At 49.4% G+C, this 23,744-nt stretch carries 25 protein-coding genes; 16 read left to right on the forward strand and 9 right to left on the reverse strand.

The window, feature by feature from the left end:
• Nucleotides 1-49 precede the first annotated feature (49 nt).
• From NYE33_RS18510 to NYE33_RS18520, 3 genes are all read left to right on the forward strand, one after another.
• On the forward strand, nt 50-640 hold the full coding sequence (locus NYE33_RS18510; RefSeq protein ID WP_341066921.1) for a GNAT family N-acetyltransferase: 591 nt from the start codon (nt 50-52) through the stop codon (nt 638-640).
• 148 nt (nt 641-788) lie between these two features.
• Nucleotides 789-1,349, forward strand: a complete 561-nt coding sequence (locus NYE33_RS18515) for a polymer-forming cytoskeletal protein (RefSeq protein ID WP_042138408.1) — start codon at nt 789-791, stop codon at nt 1,347-1,349.
• Between the two features lie 169 nt (nt 1,350-1,518).
• Nucleotides 1,519-2,205 carry a hypothetical protein gene (locus NYE33_RS18520; protein ID WP_256703796.1) on the forward strand — a complete coding sequence of 229 codons (687 nt, stop codon included), beginning with the start codon at nt 1,519-1,521 and terminating at the stop codon, nt 2,203-2,205.
• A 318-nt stretch (nt 2,206-2,523) separates the two neighbouring features.
• Here the strand turns inward: NYE33_RS18520 and NYE33_RS18525 are convergent, their stop codons facing one another.
• Genes NYE33_RS18525 through NYE33_RS18535 form a run of 3 tightly spaced genes read right to left on the reverse strand, consistent with a single transcriptional unit; the run spans nt 2,524 to nt 7,362 of the window.
• Nucleotides 2,524-4,395 carry an ABC transporter ATP-binding protein gene (locus NYE33_RS18525; protein ID WP_341066923.1) on the reverse strand — a complete coding sequence of 624 codons (1,872 nt, stop codon included), beginning with the start codon at nt 4,393-4,395 and terminating at the stop codon, nt 2,524-2,526.
• Nucleotides 4,385-6,232: an ABC transporter ATP-binding protein gene (locus NYE33_RS18530; protein WP_341066924.1), complete on the reverse strand. Its 1,848-nt coding sequence runs from the start codon at nt 6,230-6,232 to the stop codon at nt 4,385-4,387. The genes NYE33_RS18525 and NYE33_RS18530 overlap by 11 nt, the downstream gene beginning before the upstream one ends.
• Before the next feature lie 17 nt (nt 6,233-6,249).
• A complete protein-coding gene (locus NYE33_RS18535) occupies nt 6,250-7,362 on the reverse strand; it encodes an ArsR/SmtB family transcription factor (protein WP_341066927.1) in 1,113 nt (370 codons plus the stop codon).
• Nucleotides 7,363-7,606: 244 nt separating this feature from the next.
• Here NYE33_RS18535 and NYE33_RS18540 point away from each other — a divergent pair, with 244 nt between their 5' ends.
• Both NYE33_RS18540 and NYE33_RS18545 read left to right on the forward strand, forming a co-directional pair.
• Nucleotides 7,607-8,872, forward strand: coding sequence for a DUF5050 domain-containing protein (locus NYE33_RS18540; protein WP_042138400.1), 1,266 nt, complete (start codon nt 7,607-7,609; stop codon nt 8,870-8,872).
• 15 nt (nt 8,873-8,887) lie between these two features.
• Nucleotides 8,888-9,337: an SRPBCC family protein gene (locus NYE33_RS18545; RefSeq protein WP_340944576.1), complete on the forward strand. Its 450-nt coding sequence runs from the start codon at nt 8,888-8,890 to the stop codon at nt 9,335-9,337.
• 66 nt (nt 9,338-9,403) lie between these two features.
• Here NYE33_RS18545 and NYE33_RS18550 read toward each other — a convergent pair whose 3' ends face one another.
• Both NYE33_RS18550 and NYE33_RS18555 read right to left on the reverse strand, forming a co-directional pair.
• Entirely contained in the window at nt 9,404-10,177 is a 774-nt protein-coding gene (locus NYE33_RS18550; protein WP_042141316.1) for an AraC family transcriptional regulator, read from the reverse strand.
• A 15-nt stretch (nt 10,178-10,192) separates the two neighbouring features.
• The gene (locus tag NYE33_RS18555) at nt 10,193-10,774 is read right to left on the reverse strand and encodes a LysE family translocator (protein ID WP_076243265.1); all 582 of its coding nucleotides are present in this window, start codon (nt 10,772-10,774) and stop codon (nt 10,193-10,195) included.
• Nucleotides 10,775-10,935: 161 nt separating this feature from the next.
• On the opposite strand from NYE33_RS18555, the gene NYE33_RS18560 reads away from it, so the two are divergent.
• A complete protein-coding gene (locus NYE33_RS18560; RefSeq protein WP_042138395.1) occupies nt 10,936-11,496 on the forward strand; it encodes a hypothetical protein in 561 nt (186 codons plus the stop codon).
• A gap of 133 nt (nt 11,497-11,629) precedes the next feature.
• Here the strand turns inward: NYE33_RS18560 and NYE33_RS18565 are convergent, their stop codons facing one another.
• Complete coding sequence (locus NYE33_RS18565; RefSeq protein ID WP_341066930.1) at nt 11,630-12,508, reverse strand: stalk domain-containing protein; 879 nt, start codon at nt 12,506-12,508, stop codon at nt 11,630-11,632.
• A 307-nt stretch (nt 12,509-12,815) separates the two neighbouring features.
• On the opposite strand from NYE33_RS18565, the gene NYE33_RS18570 reads away from it, so the two are divergent.
• Nucleotides 12,816-13,265 (forward strand): HIT family protein, encoded by a 450-nt coding sequence (locus NYE33_RS18570; RefSeq protein WP_341066932.1) that lies wholly within the window; start codon nt 12,816-12,818, stop codon nt 13,263-13,265.
• Nucleotides 13,266-13,348: 83 nt separating this feature from the next.
• Here NYE33_RS18570 and NYE33_RS18575 read toward each other — a convergent pair whose 3' ends face one another.
• Nucleotides 13,349-13,933 carry a TetR/AcrR family transcriptional regulator gene (locus tag NYE33_RS18575; protein ID WP_341066934.1) on the reverse strand — a complete coding sequence of 195 codons (585 nt, stop codon included), beginning with the start codon at nt 13,931-13,933 and terminating at the stop codon, nt 13,349-13,351.
• Nucleotides 13,934-14,093: 160 nt separating this feature from the next.
• Between NYE33_RS18575 and NYE33_RS18580 the strand changes: the two genes are divergently transcribed.
• Both NYE33_RS18580 and NYE33_RS18585 read left to right on the forward strand, forming a co-directional pair.
• Entirely contained in the window at nt 14,094-14,834 is a 741-nt protein-coding gene (locus NYE33_RS18580) for an SDR family oxidoreductase (protein WP_042138392.1), read from the forward strand.
• Nucleotides 14,835-15,010: 176 nt separating this feature from the next.
• On the forward strand, nt 15,011-15,466 hold the full coding sequence (locus tag NYE33_RS18585; protein ID WP_341066937.1) for a DUF1801 domain-containing protein: 456 nt from the start codon (nt 15,011-15,013) through the stop codon (nt 15,464-15,466).
• A 40-nt stretch (nt 15,467-15,506) separates the two neighbouring features.
• Here NYE33_RS18585 and NYE33_RS18590 read toward each other — a convergent pair whose 3' ends face one another.
• Nucleotides 15,507-16,025, reverse strand: coding sequence for a hypothetical protein (locus NYE33_RS18590; protein ID WP_341066939.1), 519 nt, complete (start codon nt 16,023-16,025; stop codon nt 15,507-15,509).
• A gap of 185 nt (nt 16,026-16,210) precedes the next feature.
• Here NYE33_RS18590 and NYE33_RS18595 point away from each other — a divergent pair, with 185 nt between their 5' ends.
• Nucleotides 16,211-17,170 (forward strand): LacI family DNA-binding transcriptional regulator, encoded by a 960-nt coding sequence (locus NYE33_RS18595; RefSeq protein ID WP_076243261.1) that lies wholly within the window; start codon nt 16,211-16,213, stop codon nt 17,168-17,170.
• A gap of 17 nt (nt 17,171-17,187) precedes the next feature.
• Here NYE33_RS18595 and NYE33_RS18600 read toward each other — a convergent pair whose 3' ends face one another.
• Nucleotides 17,188-17,619, reverse strand: coding sequence for a flavodoxin domain-containing protein (locus NYE33_RS18600; RefSeq protein ID WP_042138384.1), 432 nt, complete (start codon nt 17,617-17,619; stop codon nt 17,188-17,190).
• Nucleotides 17,620-17,775: 156 nt separating this feature from the next.
• On the opposite strand from NYE33_RS18600, the gene NYE33_RS18605 reads away from it, so the two are divergent.
• The 6 genes from NYE33_RS18605 to NYE33_RS18630 all read left to right on the forward strand — a co-directional run bounded on the left by NYE33_RS18605 (nt 17,776) and on the right by NYE33_RS18630 (nt 23,741).
• Nucleotides 17,776-18,465, forward strand: coding sequence for a hypothetical protein (locus NYE33_RS18605; RefSeq protein ID WP_341066941.1), 690 nt, complete (start codon nt 17,776-17,778; stop codon nt 18,463-18,465).
• Between the two features lie 28 nt (nt 18,466-18,493).
• Nucleotides 18,494-19,183, forward strand: a complete 690-nt coding sequence (locus tag NYE33_RS18610) for a response regulator transcription factor (RefSeq protein ID WP_076243259.1) — start codon at nt 18,494-18,496, stop codon at nt 19,181-19,183.
• Nucleotides 19,180-20,184 (forward strand): sensor histidine kinase, encoded by a 1,005-nt coding sequence (locus tag NYE33_RS18615; protein WP_341066943.1) that lies wholly within the window; start codon nt 19,180-19,182, stop codon nt 20,182-20,184. The genes NYE33_RS18610 and NYE33_RS18615 overlap by 4 nt, the downstream gene beginning before the upstream one ends.
• 98 nt (nt 20,185-20,282) lie before the next feature.
• Entirely contained in the window at nt 20,283-21,038 is a 756-nt protein-coding gene (locus NYE33_RS18620) for an ABC transporter ATP-binding protein (protein ID WP_042138379.1), read from the forward strand.
• A complete protein-coding gene (locus NYE33_RS18625; protein ID WP_340944593.1) occupies nt 21,035-22,972 on the forward strand; it encodes an ABC transporter permease in 1,938 nt (645 codons plus the stop codon). The genes NYE33_RS18620 and NYE33_RS18625 overlap by 4 nt, the downstream gene beginning before the upstream one ends.
• 133 nt (nt 22,973-23,105) lie before the next feature.
• Nucleotides 23,106-23,741 carry a hypothetical protein gene (locus NYE33_RS18630; protein ID WP_341066945.1) on the forward strand — a complete coding sequence of 212 codons (636 nt, stop codon included), beginning with the start codon at nt 23,106-23,108 and terminating at the stop codon, nt 23,739-23,741.
• Nucleotides 23,742-23,744 lie beyond the last annotated feature (3 nt).

Below are 23,744 nucleotides of genomic sequence, written 5' to 3' on the forward strand. Positions count from 1 at the left end.
GTTAATATAATATCAGTATGTAAAATATTAGCGGCAACGGAGGAAATCTATGTATCAGGAAAATGAATTGCAGATTCGGCCGATAGCTGAAGGGGATCTATTCAGACTGTGGGAGCTCTCACACAAAGAGGAAGCACCGGAGTGGAAGAAATGGGATGCACCTTACTACGAACACAAGCGGATTCCGTGGGAAGAGTATTATGGGAACAGAGCGGAGATTGTTGGATGCGGAAAAAATTGGGTAATAGAAGTAGAGGGCGGGGTTATTGGCGACGTCAGTTACTATTGGGAGCATGAGCCATCCCTTTGGCTGGAAATGGGTATTATCATCTATGATCCGGCATATTGGAGCAGCGGTTACGGGACTAAAGCTCTCAGACTGTGGATCGGTCATCTGTTCAATGCGTATCCGCTGGTCCGTGTAGGCTATACCACATGGTCCGGGAATGAGCGGATGATCAGGACCGGGGTGAAATTAGGCATGACGATGGAAGCAAGACTCCGGAAATGCCGTTACTACGATGGGCAGTTCTACGATTCTATTCGAATGGGGCTGCTTAGAGAGGAGTGGGAGGCTTTAGCATTGAAAGGATCAGCCGCTGGAGCCGCTGAGGGTTCGCGAACAAAATTAGACAAATAAGCATGAAATACCTGCATTTTGCACGATATGAAACAATTAAAATGTTTCTTTGTGAAAAAAGACACAATATTGTGAAAACTATCACGTTGTTATCATAAAAATTTTAATATATAATAAAGTTAATTAAAAGAAACAGGGGGAATTAAAAATGAAATTATTCAAAGTTCTAGTAGTAGCAGGGGTATCAGCAGCATTGTTGTCGGGTTGTGGATCGAATAATAATAACGCAGCTAATAATGCAGGTGCAGCAGCAACAACAGCTCCAGCCACAGAGCAGACTGATGCAAAAAGCACAGCTTCGATTGTTAACCAGGCAGATGCCTTCACTGCTGCTGTAAGCGAAAGCGGCAACTGGATTGTAGCAATCCTGAACGATCTGACCGTTGACAAAGATGTTGTTGTAGCCGGTGAATTCCATGACAAAGGCGATGCATCTGCAGCGATCTACCGTAAGCTTGCCCTGTATGCACAAGATGCAGATCACAAGGTTACAGCTACCTACACACTGACAGCACCTAAAGTAACTGTACAGAGCGAGAACTTCCGCGTTCAAGGCGGTACAATCAAAGGTGACGTATATGTAGAAGCTAACGGATTCAACCTGTACAAAGATGCTACTATCGACGGTAACCTCTACTATGCAAGTGAAGATGTGAAGGCTACTGCTGTGATCGAAGGCAAAGTAACCGGAGCAAATGAAGTTAAATAATTCAAACCTAATATAGCAGTTACAATATTAGAATGGATTGCAAACAGCCTGTAGACAGGCCCTTTGGGGCTTGCTCTACGGGCTTTTTTGTATTCTGCGCTGAAATATTCTATAGTATTATGGAAGGTATTGTAAGCGCAAACACATGGGACAGGGGATGCAATTATTCATGAAGAATAGCCGGAGATTGGGAATGGCTGCCGGAGTGATTCTAGCTTCCGTAGCCGTACTCTATTTACTTTTGTATATGTATGAAAGACCGGGCGGATGGTCTGACCAGCGGATGTCCCGCTCACTCGGAATGGACCAGACCCTCCAGATTCCACTTGGCAAAAGTCCGGAAGAAGCTGTCCGGCTGTTCCGCGCCTCTGACACGATGACTGTAATTCATCAGGAGCCTGCAGCCAGAGGGGAGCTGGTATTTCTTACCCGGCCGGGGCAGCAAGGCAGCAGTAATCTTCAAGTAGAGTATGTCCGCAAAACCTGGCTCGGATGGAAGTGGGTATGGGGAGGCGGCTACGGAATGGGCGGAGGTCCGGAGAGCTCTGCAATAAATTATATGTGTTTTCCTGAACTGGAGCATATTTCGACTCCATTTCCCATGGTGATCGGAGATGTTCTGAACCCGTCCATTCAGCATATTACAGTCGAGCAGAAGGAGGCAGGAACGGATACATCCGAAGCAAAGCTGATTAAAGTCGGATCAGACCGGACGATTTGGTTCGCTTTTCAGCCGGTTACGGCGGGTGTCCCGTTTGAGATTGAAGGGTTTGATGAGGACGGGGAAGTGGCCGCTTCCAAAATCATAACAGACGCCAGAGACAGCGGGGCGATTCCGCTAGGTGGTTCAAAATAAAAAGTGCAGGGGCTTCGCATAACCTTCAATGGCGGGAGTGTTGCACGAAATACAACAATTCCCTTGTAATATCAGCCCTAATCGCAAATTGTTGTACACAATGCAGCATTCCTCCGTGAACAAGCCGTTAATTGGGAGAATTCCTGCATTTCATACAACAATCTTCCCGAGTATCCGGGTATCTAAGTATCAAAGTTGCAAAACGTACAACATTTCTATTTGAGTCTGAAAAGAGACGAAGACTCCGGCCGCCGTGGTGACACGGACCTTCGGGGTCTTCGTCTGTAATTGTGATTTGTTTTCCCGGGAGAACTGATGTTATGCCGGTAATACTGAAGTAAGGGATTTCGCATAGGATGCGGATTCCAATTCTTCAACCGGTGCTGTTCTAAACTGTAAATGATACAGCTCCGCATAGAGCCCATCCTGTTCAATGAGCGCATCATGTGTGCCTTCTTCAACAATTCTTCCATGATCCAGAACAATGATCCGCGAAGCCTCCCTTACCGTTGAGAGCCTGTGGGCAATCACGAGGGTGGTCCGGTCTTTCATCAACAGATCAAGCGATTGCTGAACCAGCCGTTCGGACTCGTTGTCGAGTGCTGAAGTAGCTTCATCCAGCAGCAGGAGCGGGGCATTACGCAGAAAAGCTCTGGCGATGGCGAGGCGCTGCCGTTGACCGCCTGATAAAGTAGAGCCGTGTTCACCGATCAGCGTGTCGTATCCTTCAGGCAGCCGCATAATAAATTCATCTGCACCTGCCAGGCGGGCAGCTTCCCGGATTTCTTCATCGCTGGCATGTTCAGCGCTGAACGCGAGATTATCCCGGATGCTGCCGGAGAACAGGTAAGGATTCTGCGGCACATAGGAGATCCTCAGGCGCGCCGCCTCCAGGTGATCATGCACACCATAACCGCACACGGTAATACTGCCGGCCTCCGGTTCATAGAGTCCGCAGCACAACCGTACAAGTGTCGTCTTGCCCGAGCCGCTGGGGCCCACAACGGCAACCGTCTCGCCATACTTCAGCTCAAGGTGGATCCCGCTCAGACAGGTTCCCTCCCTGGACTGGGGTCCCGCGAAGCTGTAGTGCAGCCCCTGTATGCTTAGTGCAGCAGCTTCCGCCAAGGCGGTTGCTTCAGCGGCGGCTACCGCAGCGGATGCGGTAGCAGAATCCTGTTCATCGCTAGATGCTGCCCCTTCCCGGGGAGCATCAAGAATCTCAAATACACGGTCAGCTGCCCCGAGAGATTCCTGTACTCCGCCCCATGTCTGCGACATATGGACGAATGGCCACTGAACACGTCCCATCAGGATGATGAAGGCAAGCACTTCCCCTGCCGAAGTCTCCCCACGGAGCGCTGACCGGGCAATTAGTACCGCACAGCTGATCATTACTGCATTGTTGATGAAGGCTGAAGAATGCCAGAGCAGTGCGTTTAACAGAGTTTTTTGCTTCTGGAGCCGGTTCAACTGCTCGCGTTCAGCTGCATACCTGCCCAGCAGCGTACTCTCCAGTGAAAATGAACGGATAACCTTCATCCCCTGGAGGGTCTCCTGCAGGATTCCCCGCAGCAAGGCTTCCTGGGCATAGATTTCCGTGAACAGCTTACGCAGTCTGCGGTCAAAGAAACGGCCGGACAGAAAGACAACGGGGCCCGTTCCAAGTGCAAGGAGTGCAAGCCAGACATCCATGCTGGCCAAATACAGAAATGCAACCAGGCAGAGCAGAAGATTATAACCCAGATCGTAGACCAGACTGCTAATCATCCCCATGGCCGCTCCGGCATCCTTGGTATTCCGGGAGGTCAGATCCCCGGAGTGCATGGCTTCCAGCTGGCGGTAAGGCAGCCGGTGGCTCGCGTCAAACAGCTTCGCCCGGAAATCCCAGGCCATCCGGCTGTGCACGGTGAAGCGGAAGTAATGCTGCAGCATAAGACAGAGAATAATCAGGAAGCAGGCCAGTGAACAAATTAAGGTTATCCGTGTCAGTGACTGCATGTTCGTGCTGTTGATCGTATCAATGAAAACCTGCTGAATTGTAGCAAATCCGATATCCAGTGCAAGTCTGGCCATTAGCAGCACTATTGCTGCCAGAAAGCCGAGCCGGTATGGCTTGACATAAGGAAGCAGCCGCTGGAGGGCTTCCCCGAGCCGGATTCGGCCGGATGATGATGATTTAGTATTCATTTTGCAGTCCTCCTCCGGCAGCAACCTCTGTCTGAACGCCCGCTTGGGCCATTGCGTGATATTTACCTTGCAGCGCCATCAGCTCCATATGGGTCCCTTGTTCAACAATTGTTCCGGCCTCCATGAAGTAGATATGATCAGCGTACTTAATAGTTGAGAGCCGGTGGGCGACTACGACCGTTGTCCGGTTCGTCATCAGGGCCTTCAATGCCTGCTGGACAATCTCTTCATTATGGCTGTCAAGGGCAGCAGTAGGTTCATCAAGCAGCAGCAGCCCCGGTTCACGGACGAAGGCGCGAGCAATCGATAGACGCTGGCGTTCACCTCCAGATAAGGTAAGCCCTCGCTCACCGATGAGAGTATTGTATTCCTGCGGCATCCGCATAATGAACTCGTGGATACCTGCATTCTGTGCGGCGGCTATCACCTCTTCCCGGGAGGCTTCCGGCCGTCCCCAGGCAATATTCTCGTATAGAGTTCCGGAGAACAGATAAGGCTCCTGGGATACATAGGCGATACGGCTGCGCCAGCTGCGCGGAGGAATCGTATGTAGGGGCGTGCTGCCGTGATAAATGCTTCCTCCGTCAGGTACATAAGCTGCAAGCATTAGCTGAAGAATCGTGCTCTTGCCGCTCCCGCTGGCTCCGGCGAAAGCGGTAACCTTACCTGGTTCAATCCGCAGCTGAGTTTCAGTTAATACCTTCGTTTGTCCGTACCCGAAGCTGACATTGTTGAATATGAGCGGCAGCTGTCCGGCAACGGGCAGATTAACGGTATCCCGTGCTTCAGCCAGATGCCCTGCGGTACCCGAATTAGCAGGGCTGATGCCTTCTTCGGTTAAATCCATGATCTCAAATAAACGCTTCCCCTGTGCCAGCGAAGCCTGCAGTTCTGTCCACAGGTTGGCAAGCCGCGATACCGGATTCGAAATTTGTTCAAAGCAAATGAGAAAAGCAGCAACGGCGCCTACATCAATCCGCCCTCCAATTACAAGATAGCCGCCATAGGAGAGTACATACAGTAATCCGCCCAGGATAACAGCCAGAGGCATATTGTAACCTACAGCTTCTACTCGAGAGAGCGGCAGGTGGACTGTGTTGTATTGCCGGACTCTGCTGGTGAATTGCCCGAGCAGACGGGTAGCAAGGGAGAAGGCACGCACCACCTCAGCGCCCTGCATCGAATCCTGGATGAATGCCTGCTGGGCGCTCTCAATGCTCTGACGCTGCTCATTCATGGTGCGGAGCCGTGAGGTGAAGGGGAGCATAACCAGCGGAACCAGTGCACAGATGATGACTGTCCCCAGTGTCAGAGCAAATTGCAGAGACAGCAGATAAGTGAGCAGAAAACTGATTTGCAGCAGATTGCTTATCAGTTCAATCGTCTTCCGGTTTATTCCCTGCTGTGCGGCTGGAGCCGAGTCATTCATCCGGCTGATTAGATCGGCGGAATGATAGCGGTCCAGATCCTTCATCCGGACATTCAGCATTCTTGTCAGCATGGACATCTGGAGTTTCGAGGTAGATTTGATCTCAAGCAGACCTGAGAGATATGTATTCAGAAAGTGGACTCCGGCATCCGTAACTACGATGACAGCAGCAAAGGTCATTCCGGCTGTCAGACCGGAGGTGTTGTGGTTGGTGGCCGCATTGATAATCCGCCGCAGGGACTCAGCCAAACCTACAGTTGTGAGTGAGCTGACCGCTGCCAGAACACACAGAATGATATACCAGCCTGTATAAGGTTTGCCTAGCTGCAGCAAACGTATAAATGTACTCTGGGCAGCGGCGGGCGGTTCATCCAGCGGCGTTGCCGCGGTATTCGTGATCCTGTTCAAGTGGACCCCTCCAGTTATCAACTCATGAATTGATCTTTGTCCAGCATAACTTTAGCCATCAAGGCCAGCAGACTGCGCAAAGTATCGGTTCTAAGCACGTAATACAGCCGGTGATCCACCCGCTCGACATCGAGCAGATCCAGAAAGAACAGGAAGTTGGAATGATACTTCACAGCAGCCGGTGTAATGCCTAGCGCTGCAGCAATCTCTTGGCCGTAATGCGGACGCTGCTTGAGTAACAGCAGGAAGTCCAGCCGCCGCTTATCCGAGAAGGCTTTGAGAAACAGTTCGGTTTTCTCCCGGTCAGCGGCGGGTCCGTGCACCCGTTCATTATTAATGCCGAAGATGACCCAGCCGACCTGCCCGGCATCGGTGTGGAAATTGTAAAAGCCATTTGCCACCTGGAAAACAAAGCTGACATGGAAGGTGACGGGGAAGTCAAACAGCGAAGGTTCATTATTGTGGATTTCACGAATGAAAACCTCAGGGTTGCTGCGGAATTGAGCCTCATACCTGCGGGAAGCCTGCTCAGAAAGCTCACGGATCCGGTCTTTCCAGTGAATGAAGACATCCTGATTGAATTGACGCAATAGCTGCAGGTAGCGCAGCTTGGTCTCTTGCGGATTAGCGAGACATTCAAGCAGCGGCGCATGGGCTTCAGCAACCTCGGGCTGCGGTTTTGTTGCAGTCACCAGTTCAGAGAGCTTCTTCAGATCCTTCTTGACCAGCTCCCAGTCGTTGCCCTGGAGTAGCGCTTCCAGGTTATCGTTGTAGACGCCGTAGACCATCTCTGCAACGATATGCTCCGCAGGGCTGTTATCCAGCCGGTTAATCAACGCCTCTGCAGTTAGCACTTCCCGATGAGTGAAGATGGATTCATACAACGGGAAATCAAGTGCATGATGAAGCAGGTCATAACGGAAAAAAAACAGCAGCTCACGGGTAAAGAAGTGGGATAACCGCTTGCGCGCATCATCAAGATAGGCTCCAAGCAGCTCATCTGCTTCGATTTTATAATCCTCTGCCAAATCTGAGATCTGGTCCTCACAAGCAAGCATTCCCATGGAAATCACAAGCTCGATTGCTTCGTTGTAAGCAAAGAGGATATTCTTCAGTAATGTCTCCTGCAAAGAATGGTTCATCATGTCCTCCAGTTAATTATTTTGAATACTGAATGTTGACTAACATACAACAACATTCAGTGAATACTTAATGTTAAAATAAACCATATACAAGAAATTGTAAAGTGAACATTGTGTGCGGAAGCTGATCTTCAGGATGGTGATCCTTTGATATTATGGAAGAATGAAGAAGAAGGGTGTAGAATACATAAGAGTTGTTTGTTCAGAAATTGAGTTCAAAGAGGTGTGTTCATTGAGAAAATGGTTCATTATTGCCCCTTTGCTGCTGAGTTTAACGGGGGCGGGGACAGGCTACGCAGCTCCGGCGGATCAGCCGGCGGTTACGGTTACAGTCAATGGGAAGCTGGTGAATTTTGATGTGCAGCCAGTGAATGATCAGGGTACGGTGTATGTTCCCCTCCGCTTCGTGGCGGATGAGCTGGGCGGGATGATTGTTCCGGGGAATAATAAAGCAATCATAATCTCCAAAGGAACCATTACGCTGAGTCTAACGGCGGGCTCGACCGCAGCCTATAAGAATCAGCAGCCGTTCACGCTGGCCGCGGCTCCGAGACTGGTGAATGGAAGAATGCTGGTGCCGCTCCGGGTGCTTTCTGAGGTTTTTGATGCAACGGTCACCTATGCCAACGGTCAGGTAGCAATCAAGCAGGAAGAAGCCGTACAACCCGTCGGTTCTGGTATAACCGGGAATTCGGTGGGCAATCTGAACAATGGGGGCTTGTACGCTACAGACAATGAATGGGTATATTTCAATAATCCGCAAGACTCGGGGAGGCTCTATAAACAGAAGAAGGAGGGTACTGAACTTCAGAAGCTCAGCGATGACGAATATGCGGCTTATATTAATCTTGTAGACGGAAAGCTGTATTATACGGGCGACAACAACAAGCTGTTCAGCATGAATACGGACGGCTCGGACCGGACGATGCTTAGAGATTTTGCCATCGGGAAGAACCTGGTGACGGTTGCTGATAATTGGATCTACTTCACGCAGGGAAATTCTTCGATGAACAAGCCGCTCTACCGGATGAAGACCGACGGCAGCTCCAGAACGGTGCTTGAACAGTACGGGGTATCCAGCCTGGCGGTGTATGGCGGAAAGATCTACTACACGATTGACTTCAGTAAGCTGTTTGTTATGGATCTGAACGGCAGCCACAAAAAGAAGCTGCTGGATGGCGGATACATCACTAATATAGTGATGAAAGACGATATTATGTACTTCAATTTCAAAGAGAATTTATATATTATGAACTTGGATGGAACCGGATTAACCCGAATTTCCGGTCTGAATGGCAAAGAGATGAATCTGAGCGGAAACCATCTGTACTTCAGCAATTACTCAGAGTACAGCAAGAAGCTGTACCGGCTCAATCTAACCGATTATACCAGTGAGAAGCTGGGTGATGACAAGACTTTATATATCCACATCGTGGATAACAAGCTGTATTATTTGAATGCTGTAACAAACCGTTTTGTAGAACTAGACATCGAATAGGGAGGGATGATTACAATGGCTATGGCCGTAAATGCACCTGATCTTTCATCCAGGCCGTATAACCTGAGTGTGGAACGCCTGTTGTCAGCCTCACCAGAAGACCTGTACAAGGCTTGGACGAAGCAGTTTGACCGCTGGTTTGCAGCGCCGGGCACGGTGTCCATGGAGGGAAGCGTGAATACTCCGTTCTTCTTCGAAACACGTCATGAAGGCCAGCGTTATCCGCATTACGGGCGATTCCTGAGTCTGGAGAAGGACCGCCTGGTGGAAATGACCTGGGTTACCGGTGCAGGAGGGACGAAGGGGGCGGAAACCGTGGTACGGGTTGAATTAGAGACTCGGGGTACTGATACCCTGCTTTGCTTGACGCATGCCGGTTTCCCGGATGAGGAGTCCAGGGACCAGCATGAGCAGGCGTGGCCGATGGTGCTGGAACAGCTTGAGAAGGTGCTGGCGGCAGAGTAACAGTGCGGATTCCGTAACATAAGAAGTGGACAAGGATACTGCTATGCGGGCGCCGAAGAATATGGATTAAGCCAGCTGGGACATGTATTCATAGGCTGTAAGGCCGAAGACACTTTTGAAATGCCGGTTCAGGTGAGTCAGGTCTGTAAAGCCGCATTCCGCTACTGCGAAATAGACATCTTTGGTCTTTTCGATCGATTGTCTCGCATGCTCAACCTTGCAGTTCAGGAAGAATTGGTAAGGGGAGATGCCTGTATGTGATTTGAACTCGCGGATGAACTGGTATTTGGACAGGCCTAACTCCTGTGAGATGTGATCAAGCTTAAGCACTTGGCCGAGGCTGTAGTACATCATTTCCTTGGCCTGCTGAACAAAGGCACTATCGGTCCGCATGGCGGCTTCGATTTCGGTGTGGGCGGCCAGATGGGCCAGCTGAAGCAGCAGTTCACTGCAAAGTGCGCTGTCAGCGCCATTCTGGACCGCTTGATTCAAGGAACAGATAGATTGCGCCAGCTCCTTGTCATAGACGATAGGCGAGGTGAACCGCAGTTCCTGCTTGCCCAGAATCTCTGCAAACATGGCCGGCTTGATATAGAGCATGACATAATCAATACCTTCTCTGTCATAGGAATTGCCGTCGTGATACTGCTCGGGGTTAAACAACATGACACCGCCCGGATGGGAGGAGTGCAGGCTGCCGGCCAGATGGTATTGCTGGATTCCGCGCAGTGTTACGCCCAGGGCATATTCTTCGTGACAATGCTTTTTGTAAGTGAAATCCGTCATGCTGGCCGATAAGGCGAGAATCTCTGCAGACTTTCTATAATTGAATTGTTCCACCTTAATCACCGTCCTCTATAAAATTCCGGATACCATTACAGCAGAGTATACTAGAAAAAGTGCCATGATACTATTCATCACCCGCTGATGCCGCTGCAGAAAGCTCTTGAATATGGAGCCGAATACGACCCAGGTAGTGAATGCGAGAAAACCTATTACAGTAATTACCATAACGAAGATGAAGGCTGCTGCGGGTGAACTATAATAAGGCATAACGTAACCCGGGATAACGGTCAGCGTGAACAGCAGCACCTTCGGATTGGCGAATTGCATCAGCAGCCCGGAGACAAATCCGGAGGATTGCCGGGGATTCTCCTCGGTACGGCCCATAGTGTAGACCTGGTAAGCCAGGTAGAGCATGTACAGGCTGCCGATGATCTGCATAACGCCGAGAATATGCGGAATGATGTCCGCAAGCATGCGGTTCAGCAGGGCAGAGGCGGCAAGCAGCAGTCCAAACGCCAGAGTGGCTCCGCCAACGTATCCCATTGTTTTTCTGGCCCCGTGATGCTGTACGGAAGATAGAATCACTATATTGGTAGGGCCGGGTGTGAAGGTTACCACAATACAATAGATGATAAAAGAAACGATATTCATGATGACCTCCAGGTGAAGTAGTCACATGAATATACACCCGGCAGGGAAATGGCTATAGTACATTATTGCAGGTGCCCGCCTGAGAGGCATTATAGTCCGGAGCTGCGGTATACTAGTCAATGTGAACCTGGCTGCTTGCGGGAAGAGGGGAGAGAACACTGTTGACCTTGTTTTATTATATCGCCGCTGACCGTGAGCTTCCTGCCGGCTCCTTCGGACAGCGGGGGACCATGATGAAGCTCAAGGATTACTTGATGCAGAATGATCCTGCTGCCCTGGACAAATTTCCAGTGAAGGGTATGAGGGAGAGCGGTACGCTGGAAGGGAAAATGATTGAGGTCTTTGAGACGGCGGAGGATGCTGCCGGCCTGTATGTTTCCGGACCGCTGACACAGGAGGATTCGTCGCATCTGTTCAAGAAACCTCTGGTTTATCAGGTGAATCCTGAAGGGGGGAGCTTCCAAATGATCTCCGAAGTGGCTGAGCCCTATCCCGGTGCTGCTGTAACAGGCAGGAAATGCGTTGCGGAGTTATTCCGTTATCTGCAGGATAACCTGCTTCCTGGTGAGCAATTCGAGCTGTATTCCTGCTTTGCAGATGATACAGGACGATTCGGGGAGCTGCCCCGCAAGGAGCTTAACCGGCAGATCAGCCTCTCCGGGTTCCAGGCGGAGCCGGATTTCGAATGGAAGAATCGCCAGTTCATCGTTGTCAGCGAATAAGAGCGAGCTATTTAGACATTCATTTGGTGCGGCATCCTTCCAAACTTTTGAGAAGCATCTATTTCTTTTGGGTATATCCAAAAAAGGTGTGCAAGCCATCATGGGCCCGCACACCTTCTATTCATTTGGAAGTTTAGATATTGACTGCTACAAGATAATAAGTGTTCGTTTCTTTATCCATATCAAATTCAAAAAAGACACTGAATGAAGATATGAAGAAGCCGGGTAATTCTACTTTGTAGCACAATGTAGTAGAGGTTGAATATTTTTCAGACCAGGTTGTGTCTAATTTCACATCACTAAGTGTGGCACTCTTTAAAATACCTGCATATTTCGTGATAACTCCACTATCATTCAATTTTACTACCCCGGAAATCGATTTAGCTGCATTGTCCTTCGATGTTTTTTTGTAGCCCATGTCGTAGTCATTTAAATCGTCAATCACATATTTATCGATTAAAGCATTATAGCTTGAGTTGGATCCGGAAGTTAAGGCATTTCCGTAAGCTTGGATAAAAGCTAATGCTACCGATTTGTTATTTTCGCCTACTGCAGTGAGATCATGATTATAAGGCAGGGTGAGCAGTCCACTTGGAAGGCTGCTTGACTGAGAGGCAGGGGCGGTAGCTGCTGGAGCAGTTGTTACTGGTACGTTGGTGACTGGTGTAGTCGTAGCTGATGATGAATCATTATAAGGTTCTCCGGCGCTGGCACTTCCTGTAGTTGTAATGGCAACGGTTTTAGTACCAGCATTCCAAAGAACGGATGCATTCATTGCTTCACCGACTGCCTTGGCGGGAAGGTAGGTTGAACCATTGTATACTAGAGGGGAGAGTTTATTTCCATTAGCATCTTTAGGAGTCCACGAAACGCCATTCACAGTAAACTTAATAGTACTATTAAGGTAAGCTTGTACTAACGAAACCCCGTCTGCAGCGTAAACCCCTACAGCCCCGCATAACAATCCGGTAGCCAAAATGGAAGAGATAAATACTTTTTTTGTAATATTCATACTAAATAATTCCTCCTACTCACTATATGATATTTGACCTATGTATTAAAATCTCAATAATATATTTATTTTCCTTTCTAAGGAATTTATATTGCTTTAATATTATCGACATCTGTAATGTTATTATTTAGGGGCATTTCATAAATAGTTATTGCTATATAGAGTCAACTTAAGAATCTGACTTGTTGCATGGACGAAACCCGGCTCAGGAAGAGGTGTGTCTATCGGCTGGCCATCATTTTTAAGTTCAGCTTACACAAGTGGTGATAATGGACAGTTTTACTTATCTAATAGGAGGTTTCACACTATGGAAGAATGTTTGATTTGCAGCCGCATTAATATGATCAAAGAAGGAACAAATAAGTACTTTGTAGCCGAGCTCGAGACAGGGTATGTGGTGCTTGGAGACCATCAATATTTCGAAGGCTACACTTTATTTTTGGGTAAGGAACATAAACGCGAGCTGCATGAACTGGACAGAGGCTACAAACAGAAATTTCTGCTCGAAATGAGCATCGCAGCAGAAGCGGTGTATAAGGCATTCAAGCCGCACAAATTAAATTATGAGCTGCTGGGAAACGGCGATTCGCATATGCACTGGCATATTTTCCCGAGACAGCTAACGGAACCGAATCCGGCACATCCCGTCTGGTGGACACCCAGAGAAACGATGTACGCAGACAGCTGCAAACCAAGTGAGGAAAGGCTGGCAGAACTGAAACAGGCATTATTGACTGAACTGAATAAGTTAGTCTAATTCAGCGTACATATTGATTAACCCGGAGGCCCTGGTCCCCGGCTGCGGATCCCGCATCATTCCCAAGTGGAAGAGGTGCGGGATTATTGATGCCCCCTATACATGGTATTACCCTCAAACAAGCTCCGAACCTGCTGCGCCATCTCTTCCGGAGCATGCGGCATCCGGTTCTGAATCCACCACTCGACAGTGCCCACGAAGGCCGAGGCCATGAAATGGGCAATGAGCTGTTTATCCATTCCTTCAGGAACAGACTTCTCCATCTCCAGCTTATGAATTACATTCGCCGAGACAATCTCCAGCAGGCGTTCACGGAAGATTGTGGTTCTCTGGTTGGCAAGCATAGCCGAGAAGAACAGGAAGTTCTGTTCGAAATAGAGAAATACCGGCTTCATTTCGCTGATGAGACCAACATCTCCGTCCGGAGTGCGGGTCATATTGCAGGATAGGAACATTCTGCCCAGATGGTCCTCAATGCATCTGTTGAGCAGGTCATATTTGTCGGTGTAGTGCAGATAGACGGTTCCCCGGTTTACATTCGCTCGTTCCGCGATATCGTTGATCGTGATTTGTTCCAGCTCCTTCTCCCCAAAAAGCTCCAGAAAAGCTCTGTTAATCGCTTCTTTTGTTCTCAGAATCCGTCTGTCTGTCTTGATTCCGGTACCCATGATGATGAACCTCCTTCAGTTAATGAACACATAGCCTGCACTTGTTGTATATAGGACATTTCCGCTTACATTAGCGATTGAATTACCATCTCTTCTCTATATAATAATAATCAACACCAGTCAGATAATCAACACAAGTTGAATAAAGGAGAGGTCACAAGTGGAAAATAAACAATCCAAAGTCATTATCATTACGGGAGCTTCAAGCGGTATAGGCGAAGCTGCAGCCCGGCTGCTGGCTCAAACAGGCGCAAAGCTCGTCTTGGCAGCCAGAAGAACAGAGCGCCTGCAGACCATTGTCAGTGAAATTGTGCAGGAAGGCGGTGATGCCGTGTATCTGCAGACCGACGTAACTTCTGCGGAGGAGATGGAGAAGCTGGCAAGATTCGCCCTGCAGCAATTCGGACGTATTGATGTACTGGTGAATAACGCCGGGGTAATGCCCGCATCCATGCTGCAGGAGCTGAAGGTACATGAATGGGATCAGATGATCGATGTCAATATCAAAGGCGTGCTGTATGGCATCGCTGCCGTTCTGCCAGTTATGAGGGAGCAGCAGTCGGGGCATATCATCAACCTGTCCTCGGTAGCAGGTTATAGCGTGAGTCCTTCATCTGCAGTCTACAGCGCGACCAAATATGCTGTCCGGGCCATCTCTGAAGGGCTGCGCCAGGAAGAATCAGCCGCCTCCCATATCCGTTCGACCATTATCTCGCCGGGGATGACGGACACAGAGCTGACCCACACGATCAGCAGTCCGGAGATCCGGGCGATGGCAGGCCAGATGAACAGCATGGCAATATCTCCTTACAGTATTGCCAGAGCGATCGTATATGCGATTAATGAACCTGAGGATACCAGTGTGAATGAGATTGTGATTAGACCGACGATCCTGCCATAAGCCTGTGCTGAACCATCAGTAGAAGCCGGCCAGCGAAGGAATGAGACAAGCAGCGCAGCTCCTGTTAGGGGGAGGCGCTGCTTTTTGCTATATTTGCAGGGTGAGTTCTATAAAGGAATTATAGGGTGTGAAGCGAATGGTTTCAGGATAACCATAATGAAAGGGTGAGCCTAACCATGGCCTCAAGCTCTAAAGAACCCGCAGCTGGTCGCAGCAAGACTGTGAAACTGACCGGACCGGAACAGGTAGCCCTATTTCTGAAGGAGCTGGAGCATCCGCTTAAAGATGAGATTGAAGAAGTACGGAAGATAATCCTGAGTGCAGCTGATGACATCACGGAGCAGATAAAGTGGAATGCGCCGAGTTTTTGCTACAACCGACAAGACCGTGTAACCATGAACTTGCAGGGGAAAGGTTGCTTCCGGCTGATCTTCCATACCGGTGTGAAAGTGAAGGAAGCAGCTGCCACGGAACCCTTGTTCACGGATACTTCCGGACTGCTGGAGTGGATCACGGGGGATAGGGCCGTTGTGAAGATTACGGATAATACGGATAATACGGATTTGGAGCTCAAGCGGGCGAAATTGGCCGCTCTGGTCGCCAGACGGATGAAAGAGACTGTTCAAAGCTGACTACCCTTCTTGTACGGACATACGAAGGGGAATGTGAACATCAACAATCTATTTTTTCATCTTCTTTATTCCGGCAGGTTTCCAGCATAAGGGATGTCAGCTCACAAGATTTCGCCAGCAGATCTCCAGCTTCAAGCGGGCTGGAGCAGCCGGAAAGAGGGTGTTCAATGATTCGTAGCCACTCCTGCATATGGGTTTCGTCTGCCATCAGCGGAATGTCGAAATCAAACGGCCGGGAAGCTGCGGAGTTGTCATCCAAATAGCGCATGGCCCTTTCTTCAGGCAGGAGCAGAATGAATTTCAAAGTAATCGTGTATTCAAGCATCAGGCGCAGTATACAATAAGCCTCATGGCAGAAGCCTGAATTCAACAGCAGGCGTTCTGCCAGCAATGACGTATGGAATTTGGTCATCAGCTCAAACGAAACAAGAGACCCCATTGTCTGCGGAAAAGGGTGTTCAATCAGCTGAGCACCCATGAATCCGGCCAGAGCCTCATGCGTATCCCATAAGTCCCGGTGGTGATTCTTTGGATCAGCCCCGGCATCCTCGTTGTACATCTTCTACTCACCTCTTTTACAATACTTAGCCCTGATTCCGCCCTATTACAGAACCACTGTAATCTATGAAACGCCTTCCATGTCAAATGCTTTATTTGTGGTCTGAATGTAACGCATTCCGGCGGTTTGAGGTAAGATTAAGAGGAGTACAGGCTATATGCAGCAAGCATGGGAAGGTGGAATTTATGGCGAATATCAAAGATATTGCGAAGCTGGCCGGAGTCTCGGTCACAACCGTATCCCGGGTTCTTAACGGTCATCCTTATGTAAGCCAGGCAAAGAGGGAAGCCGTTCTGCAGGCTATGGAGACGGCCGATTATGAACGTAATATAAATGCAGTACATCTAAGCAGGGGAAGGACGAATCTGATTGGGGTGGTCGTTCCCTATATCACGCGGCCGTATTTCGGGATGGTCGTTGAAGGAATAGCGGATGAGGCTATCAAGGATAATTATAAGCTGGTGCTGATTCAGTCCAACTATGAAGTGGAGCGGGAGCTGGATGCACTGATGATGCTGAAGCTGAAGCAGATTGATGCGCTGATTATCTGTTCGCGGACCTGCAGCTGGGAGATTGTTGACGAGTATACGCAGTACGGGCCTATTATTGTGCTGGAGGATGGCAGGGGACATCATGTGTCATCCATATTTATGGATCACTATCAGAGCTTTACCCGTGCGCTTACCTATCTGAGGAGCAAAGGCCATTACAAGATCGGCTATTGCCTGGCTAGACAGTCCAGTCCTAACAGCAATTTAAGGGAGGCAGCCTACCGGGACTTCTATATGAACCGGCATGAAGCCTATAACCATGACTATATGTTCTACGATTGTGTGCAGCTGGAAGACGGGGAATGGATTATGCAGCGGATTCTGAAGATGGACGACCCTCCAACTGCACTGCTGGTTACCAGTGATCAGGTGGCGGCGGGAATTCTGTCCTTTTGCCGGGAGAATGGGATAGAGGTGCCGGGTCAGCTTGCCATTGTAGGGTTCGACAATCAGCCGATCGCCAGAATGATGCACATCACAACCTTCGAGATACCGCTGGTGGAGATCGGCCGGAGGGCTTTTCTGCAAGCGGTGGACGGGGGCCGGGCCCATGAAGAGATTCATTTGAACATGATTGAGCGGCAGACAGTATAAGTGAGGGACATAGCGGGTTATTTGAAATGTTCTGAAAAAGTGCGGATTCTCTCCACGAAAATTCCTTTGAGCTGATCCGCATCCTTTGCGGGAGCGGCATAGGCTTTATATCCGCCAAAAGACTCAATACAGAGAGAGGCCTGCCTTAGATCCTCAGGAATATTATCCGTGATAATCTCTTCGGTTTTCTTGGGCTTCTCATTGCAGATATAGTAGCCCATCTGCTTGTCCAGCAGGGCGGGTTTGTTTTTTTTGATGAAATCGCGGACTGGCTTGTAGAGCTTGCCGTCGCGTACACCAGCCCCCAGAATGATGTGGTCATAGTTCTCAATGTCCGGCTTCTCTGACTCCAGATTGCATAACGTGCTACCGGGAATATATTCTGCCAGAAGGAACGCACATTGCTCTGAAGCTCCAGATTTGGTAGCGTATAAGATTAGTAATGCCATTCATGAGCCCTCCCGGTCCGAAAAATATCTTCGAATTCAATTATCTTGATCATCAAGATATATTTAGTATTCTAAAACTTGCCCAAGCCTTTGTCAATTCATCAATGTGAAGTATAATTATCCAATAATTACAATTTCCAGCGGGGAGTAATGGGGATGAAGAGGCTTAAGATGATGACAGGTGTACTGGCGGTTATATGTACTGCGGGTTTGCTGGCAGGCTGCAAGAATGAGGGGAATATCGTTAATAATGCTGCTGGTGTGACTGCTGATATTACTGCGGTTACTGCAGCGGGGAATACAACGGGTAAAGCAATAGATGATTCTACAAATAATACCGCGGGAGAAGCTGCCGGTCATACAGTTGCCCTGACGCTGGACATGAGAGGTTTCTATACAGGGTTCACCGGACTGCCCGGGGATTATACAATGGAAGAGGCAGCTGCGGCTGGATATGTAGTACTGCATAACAGTGAGCTGGCTGAAGGCCAGGAAGTATGGGATAAATTTATGAATTCGGCAGTTCAAGGCAGTAATAACGGGATTCGCATTGCCAATTTTTTTGATGATGAAACGGAGAGCCCTTTTTATTGTGATCTGTTCGTTCAGGATAAGAAGTATTATTTGTTTGATAATACCGCAGAGTCTCAGAAGCAAGAGCCCTTCGCTCATTTGTTGAGCCTTACCGGTCAGGTGGGAAACCCGCTGAAGGACAGCAGGTTTATTGTGCTGACGGATGACAGCAATCTGACGTTTGAGGATATTTGGAAGTCAATGATTTCGAGCGATACCGCAGTAATTAACAGTATTGCTCCACACCGGGTTGTCAGAATGATCTTTGAATAACGAAATATCTGCAGAAGGAGAGTCCATTTTGTTCAAAATCATGCTTATTGAAGACGACATCACCCTGTTCGGGGAGATCAAGGAAAGACTGTCCCAGTGGTCGTATGAGGTATACGGGATCACGAATTTCGGCAAGGTCCTGCAGGAATTTACGGAGGTGAAGCCGGATCTGGTGGTGATTGATATTCAGCTGCCGCAATTCGACGGATTCCACTGGTGCCGGATTCTGCGGGCTCACTCCAACGTGCCGATTATCTTCCTCTCCTCCCGCGATCACCCGAGTGATATGGTGATGTCCATGCAGCTGGGAGCGGATGACTTCATCCAGAAGCCGTTTCACTTCGAAGTGCTGATTGCCAAAATTCAGGCCACGCTCCGCCGGGTCTACAATTATAGCACCGAACGCACAGAGCTGAAGACCTGGCGCGGGGCAGCAATTGAATTCGTGAAGAATACGGTGACTAACAATCAGGGAGCAGCTCTGCTGACGAAGAATGAGATGCTGATCCTCAAAATATTAGTGGAGCGCAAGGACAGCATCGTTGACCGTGAAGAGATGATTAAGAGCTTATGGGACAATGAGCATTTCGTGAGTGACAATACCCTGACCGTAAATGTAAACCGGCTGCGCAAAAAGCTTGAACCGCTGGGACTGGATTCTTTCATTGAGACCAAGGTCGGGCAGGGGTATATGGCGACCGAAGAGGCGGCAGAATGATAAGGAAATACATAACCGAGAAGCGGAGCTGGCTGCTGCTGCTTGCCGTCCTGCAGCTCATTATTATATTCGTGGCTTATGTTGATGCTGCTATCCCGTTGCTGCCGGTATTGTACATTGTGCTGCTGAATGTGCTGCTATGTCTCGCGTTCGTATTCCTGAGATATGCCAAAGAAACCAGATTCTACAGGAGCCTGGAAGCCTGGGATCAGATCTATGACCTTCATGCTGTAATTGAGCCCGGCAGTCCGCTGGAGCGGATCGTCCATGAGGCGGTTATCGCCCAGACTGACAGGTACAAGCGGGAATCCTCCGTCAATTACCAGCTGCTGGAGTCTGAGAAGGATGACCTGCTGTCCTGGATTCATGAGGTTAAGACGCCGCTCACTGCGATGCAGCTAATGATAGAGCGGCTGCCGGATGAAACCCTGCAAAGACAGCTCATGTACGAATGGCTGCGGATTCATCATCTGCTTGACCAGCAGCTTCATCAGAAACGGATTCCTTTTATGCGCAATGATCTGTTCATAGAGAATATCAGTCTGGAGCCGGTTCTTAATAAGGAAATCCGGGCGCTGAAGTCATGGTGTATCTCCAAGGGAATCGGTTTTGATGTGGAGCTTGAGGTGGAAGAGGTGCTGACTGACGGCAAATGGCTGGCCTTCATGCTCAGACAGCTGCTCACGAATGCGGTGAAGTACAGCGAAGCCTCGGATATCCTCATCAGGAGTGGTGAAAAGGACGGCCATGCCGTGCTTACTATAGAAGACAGCGGGCAGGGGATTGACCCTAGGGATCTGCCGCGGATCTATGACAAAGGCTTCACGTCATCGCGCGGGCGCCAGGATGGTGCAGCCACCGGAATGGGACTCTATCTGACCCGGCAGGTGGCAGAGCCGTTGCTGATCAGCATTCATGCGGCATCTGTACCCGGAGAAGGGAGTATATTTACGCTTACTTTTCCCCGGGAGAACGACTTTCAGAGAATTACAGGCGTGTGACGATAATGTCACATGCTTCTTCACTTTGTTCGGCGAAGCGCAGGATAATATATATCAGCCCGCTTATGATAGATCTATAGAAAAGGAGTGGGTGAATAATGGTTATTATGCAGGCTAACAAAATCTATAAAACCTATGGCAATAAATTTAACAAGCAGGAGGTCTTGAAGGGGATCGATCTTCAGGTGAATAAAGGGGAGTTCGTAGGAATCATGGGTCCTTCCGGTTCCGGCAAAACGACTCTGCTGAATGTCCTGTCCTCCATCGACCGGGTGAGCCAGGGGACCATTGAAATAGAGGGCAAGGAATTCACAGGGATGAAGGAGAAGCAGCTGGCGGAGTTCCGCAAGCAACATCTCGGATTTATTTTTCAGGATTATAATCTGCTGGATACGCTGACTGTTAAAGAAAATGTGCTGCTGCCGCTCTCAATCACCGGGATCCCGAAGAAGGAGGCTCACCAGAAGTTCGAGCAGGTGGCGGGCGAACTGGGAATATATGAGCTGAAGGACAAATATCCGGCCGAAATCTCGGGCGGGCAGAAGCAGCGTACCTCGGCGGCGCGGGCGTTTGTGCATGATCCGAGTATTATTTTTGCCGATGAGCCTACAGGGGCTCTGGATTCCAAGTCGGCTTCCGATCTGCTGAACAAGCTCGCCGATATGAACCTGAAACGCCAGGCTACTATTGTCATGGTCACCCATGATGCCGTTGCCGCGAGCTATTGCAGCCGGGTAGTATTCATCCGCGACGGGCAAATCTACACGCAGCTGAACAAAGGCGATGAATCGCGGCAGTCCTTCTTCAACGATATTATCAATACCCAGGGCGTGCTTGGCGGTGCTGCGCAATGAGTCTGAACTATATTATCTTCCGTAATTTGAAGAAGAATATCAAAAACTATTATCTGTATGTCTTCGCACTTGTGTTCAGTGTTGCCCTGTATTTCTCGTTCGTGACGCTGCAATTCGATCCGGCTATGGATGCCGTCAGCGGTTCAATCAAAGGCGGTGCAGCCATTGGCGCTTCCTCCATACTGCTGATTGCCATTGTCGCGATCTTCCTGCTGTATGCCAATACGATCTTCATCAAGCGGCGCAGCAAGGAGATCGGGCTGTTCCAGCTGATCGGGCTGACGAAGGGGAAGATCTTCCGGCTGCTGAGTGCGGAGAACCTGATTCTGTATTTCGGGTCTATGATTCTAGGCATGGGTGCGGGCTTTGTGATGTCACGGCTGATTCTGATGATCCTGTACAAAATTCTTGCCGTAGAAGCCCAGGCGAAGCTCCGCTTCTCTCCGGAGGCGCTTGTGCGGACGATTCTGGTCTTTGCTGCCGTGTACGTGCTGATTATGATCATGAACTACACCTTCATTAAAGCGCAAAGCATCCTGTCCCTCTTCAAGGCGACATCCACCACCCAGCAGCGTATCCGTAAAATGCCGGTGTGGGAGATTATTCTCGGACTGCTCGGCATCGGATTCATTACTGGCGGTTATTATGTATCCACACAGCTGTTCAGCGGCAAATTTGTCACTATGACTGGTCTGATGGCCGCTATGATTGTCATCCTCGCTCTGGTGATTGCCGGCACTTATCTGTTCTATAAGGGCTCAGTCAGCTTCATATTTAATACGATCCGCAATAGCAAAAAAGGCTACTTATCCATCAACGAGGTCTTGTCGCTCTCGTCCATTATGTTCCGGATGAAGTCGAATTCGCTGCTGCTGACAATCATCACAACGGTCTCTGCGCTTGCCATCGGTTTGCTGTCCCTCAGCTATATTTCGTACTATTCGGCGGAGGCCACAGCCAAGCAGAGCTCCCCGGATGATTTTGGCTTCGCCAGAGCGGCCGTGAAGGAGCGGTTTGTCCAGGCCCTGGATGAGCAGCACATTAAGTACACAGAGGTTGAAATGCATCCGCTTCAGATCGAAGTGGACGCACAGCATATCATGAGCAAAAATAATTTCGACAATCCCGATGACCGCATCCTCAGCACCTCTGTTGTCAGCGACAGCAGTGTGGAAGGTATCGACGTATTACCCGGGGAAGTCCGGATTATGGGTTATGACAGCACGCTGGACAAATTCATGGGCCTTGATCCCGGAGAAGTCGGGCTAATAACTGCTAACGGCAGCATTAAGCAGCAGTTAATCAGCTTATCTGCGGATGCGATCCTTCCCTTTTATTATAGCGGCGGCGCCGGTGTGTTTGTAGTCGATGAGTCCGTGTATCAGGAATTGGCTAAGTCGCTGGACCCGAAGCTGCAGATGAAGAAAGAAGCGGACAACTATTACGGCATTGAACTGCTTGACCGCTCGCAGAAAGAGAAAGCATATCAAATCTATGTGGACCAGCAGCCGGAAGCACCAAGCTTCGCCCAATATGAATATGAATTGAACCAGCGTACGAATATGGGCCTCATTATGTTCATCGTCGGTTTCCTGGGTTTGACCTTCCTCATCACCTCCGGCTGCATTCTCTACTTCAAGCAGATGGATGAAGGCGAGGAGGAGAAGGACGGATACACGATTCTGCGCAAGCTGGGCTTCACTCAGGGAGACCTGCTGCGCGGTATCCAGTTCAAGCAGCTGTTCAATTTCGGCATTCCGCTTGTCATCGGCCTGTGCCACAGCTACTTCGCGGTGAAGTCCGGCTGGTTCTTCTTCGGCACCGAAATGCTTACTCCGATGTTCGTGGTAATGGCGGTTTACACTGTGCTGTATTCGATCTTCGGCCTGCTGTCCGTACTGTATTACAAGCGTGTGATCCGGGAATCACTATAAGTCATCACCCGAAGCCAAGGCCCCACTTTGTGGGGCTATTTTGCGAAACTTTTTGTAGTGGAAGGAACTGGACAGGTGTTTGCCGAAACGGTAAAGTGTATGGTCTATACTGTTTATATTGCAGGAGGCATCTATGAGTTATAGTGAAGCATTAACAGCAGTATGTGAGCGTTACGCCAAATCAGGCGCAGACTGTAAATGGATCATCGTAGGCTCAGTCGCTTCGGTACTGCAAGGAGCGGAGATGACCCCGGGGGATCTCGATTTGTATGCACAGAACGCAGGGGATGCGGCGGTTATCGCTTCTGTCCTTGAACCCTTTAGCTTAAAGGTTAAACCTCTCTTGTCCTGGGAACAACCGGGCTGGTTATCGTCAATCGAGGAACCGTTGTTCACGCAGTCGTTTGCTTCAGGGTTCACCTGGACCAAAGGAAAATGGATCATTGAGGATTTTGATGTGGAAGTGGTACATATTTCTGATTCAGCGGGCATTCCTGATTCCGAAGACGGTGAGGGAATCTGGGAAGGCGGGCAGGCGATCTGGAGCTATGCTAAGCTGCTGCCTTTTGCCGGATATACCGTTCCTGTAGTCCCGCTGGAGATTCAGCTGGAGTCGAATATCCGGAGAAACAGGATGGACCGGGCAGAAGCCATACTCCGTGTGTTTAAGGATCAGGGCTACAATGAAACCTTACTGCAGAAGGCATTATCGGATAAGAGCAGAAAGATAATTGAAGATTCGGAGAATGGATGGAACATTACATTATAGACA

Origin of the sequence: Paenibacillus sp. FSL R10-2199 (genome assembly GCF_038000235.1) — a bacterium.
GTDB lineage: Bacteria > Bacillota > Bacilli > Paenibacillales > Paenibacillaceae > Paenibacillus_AQ > Paenibacillus_AQ phytohabitans.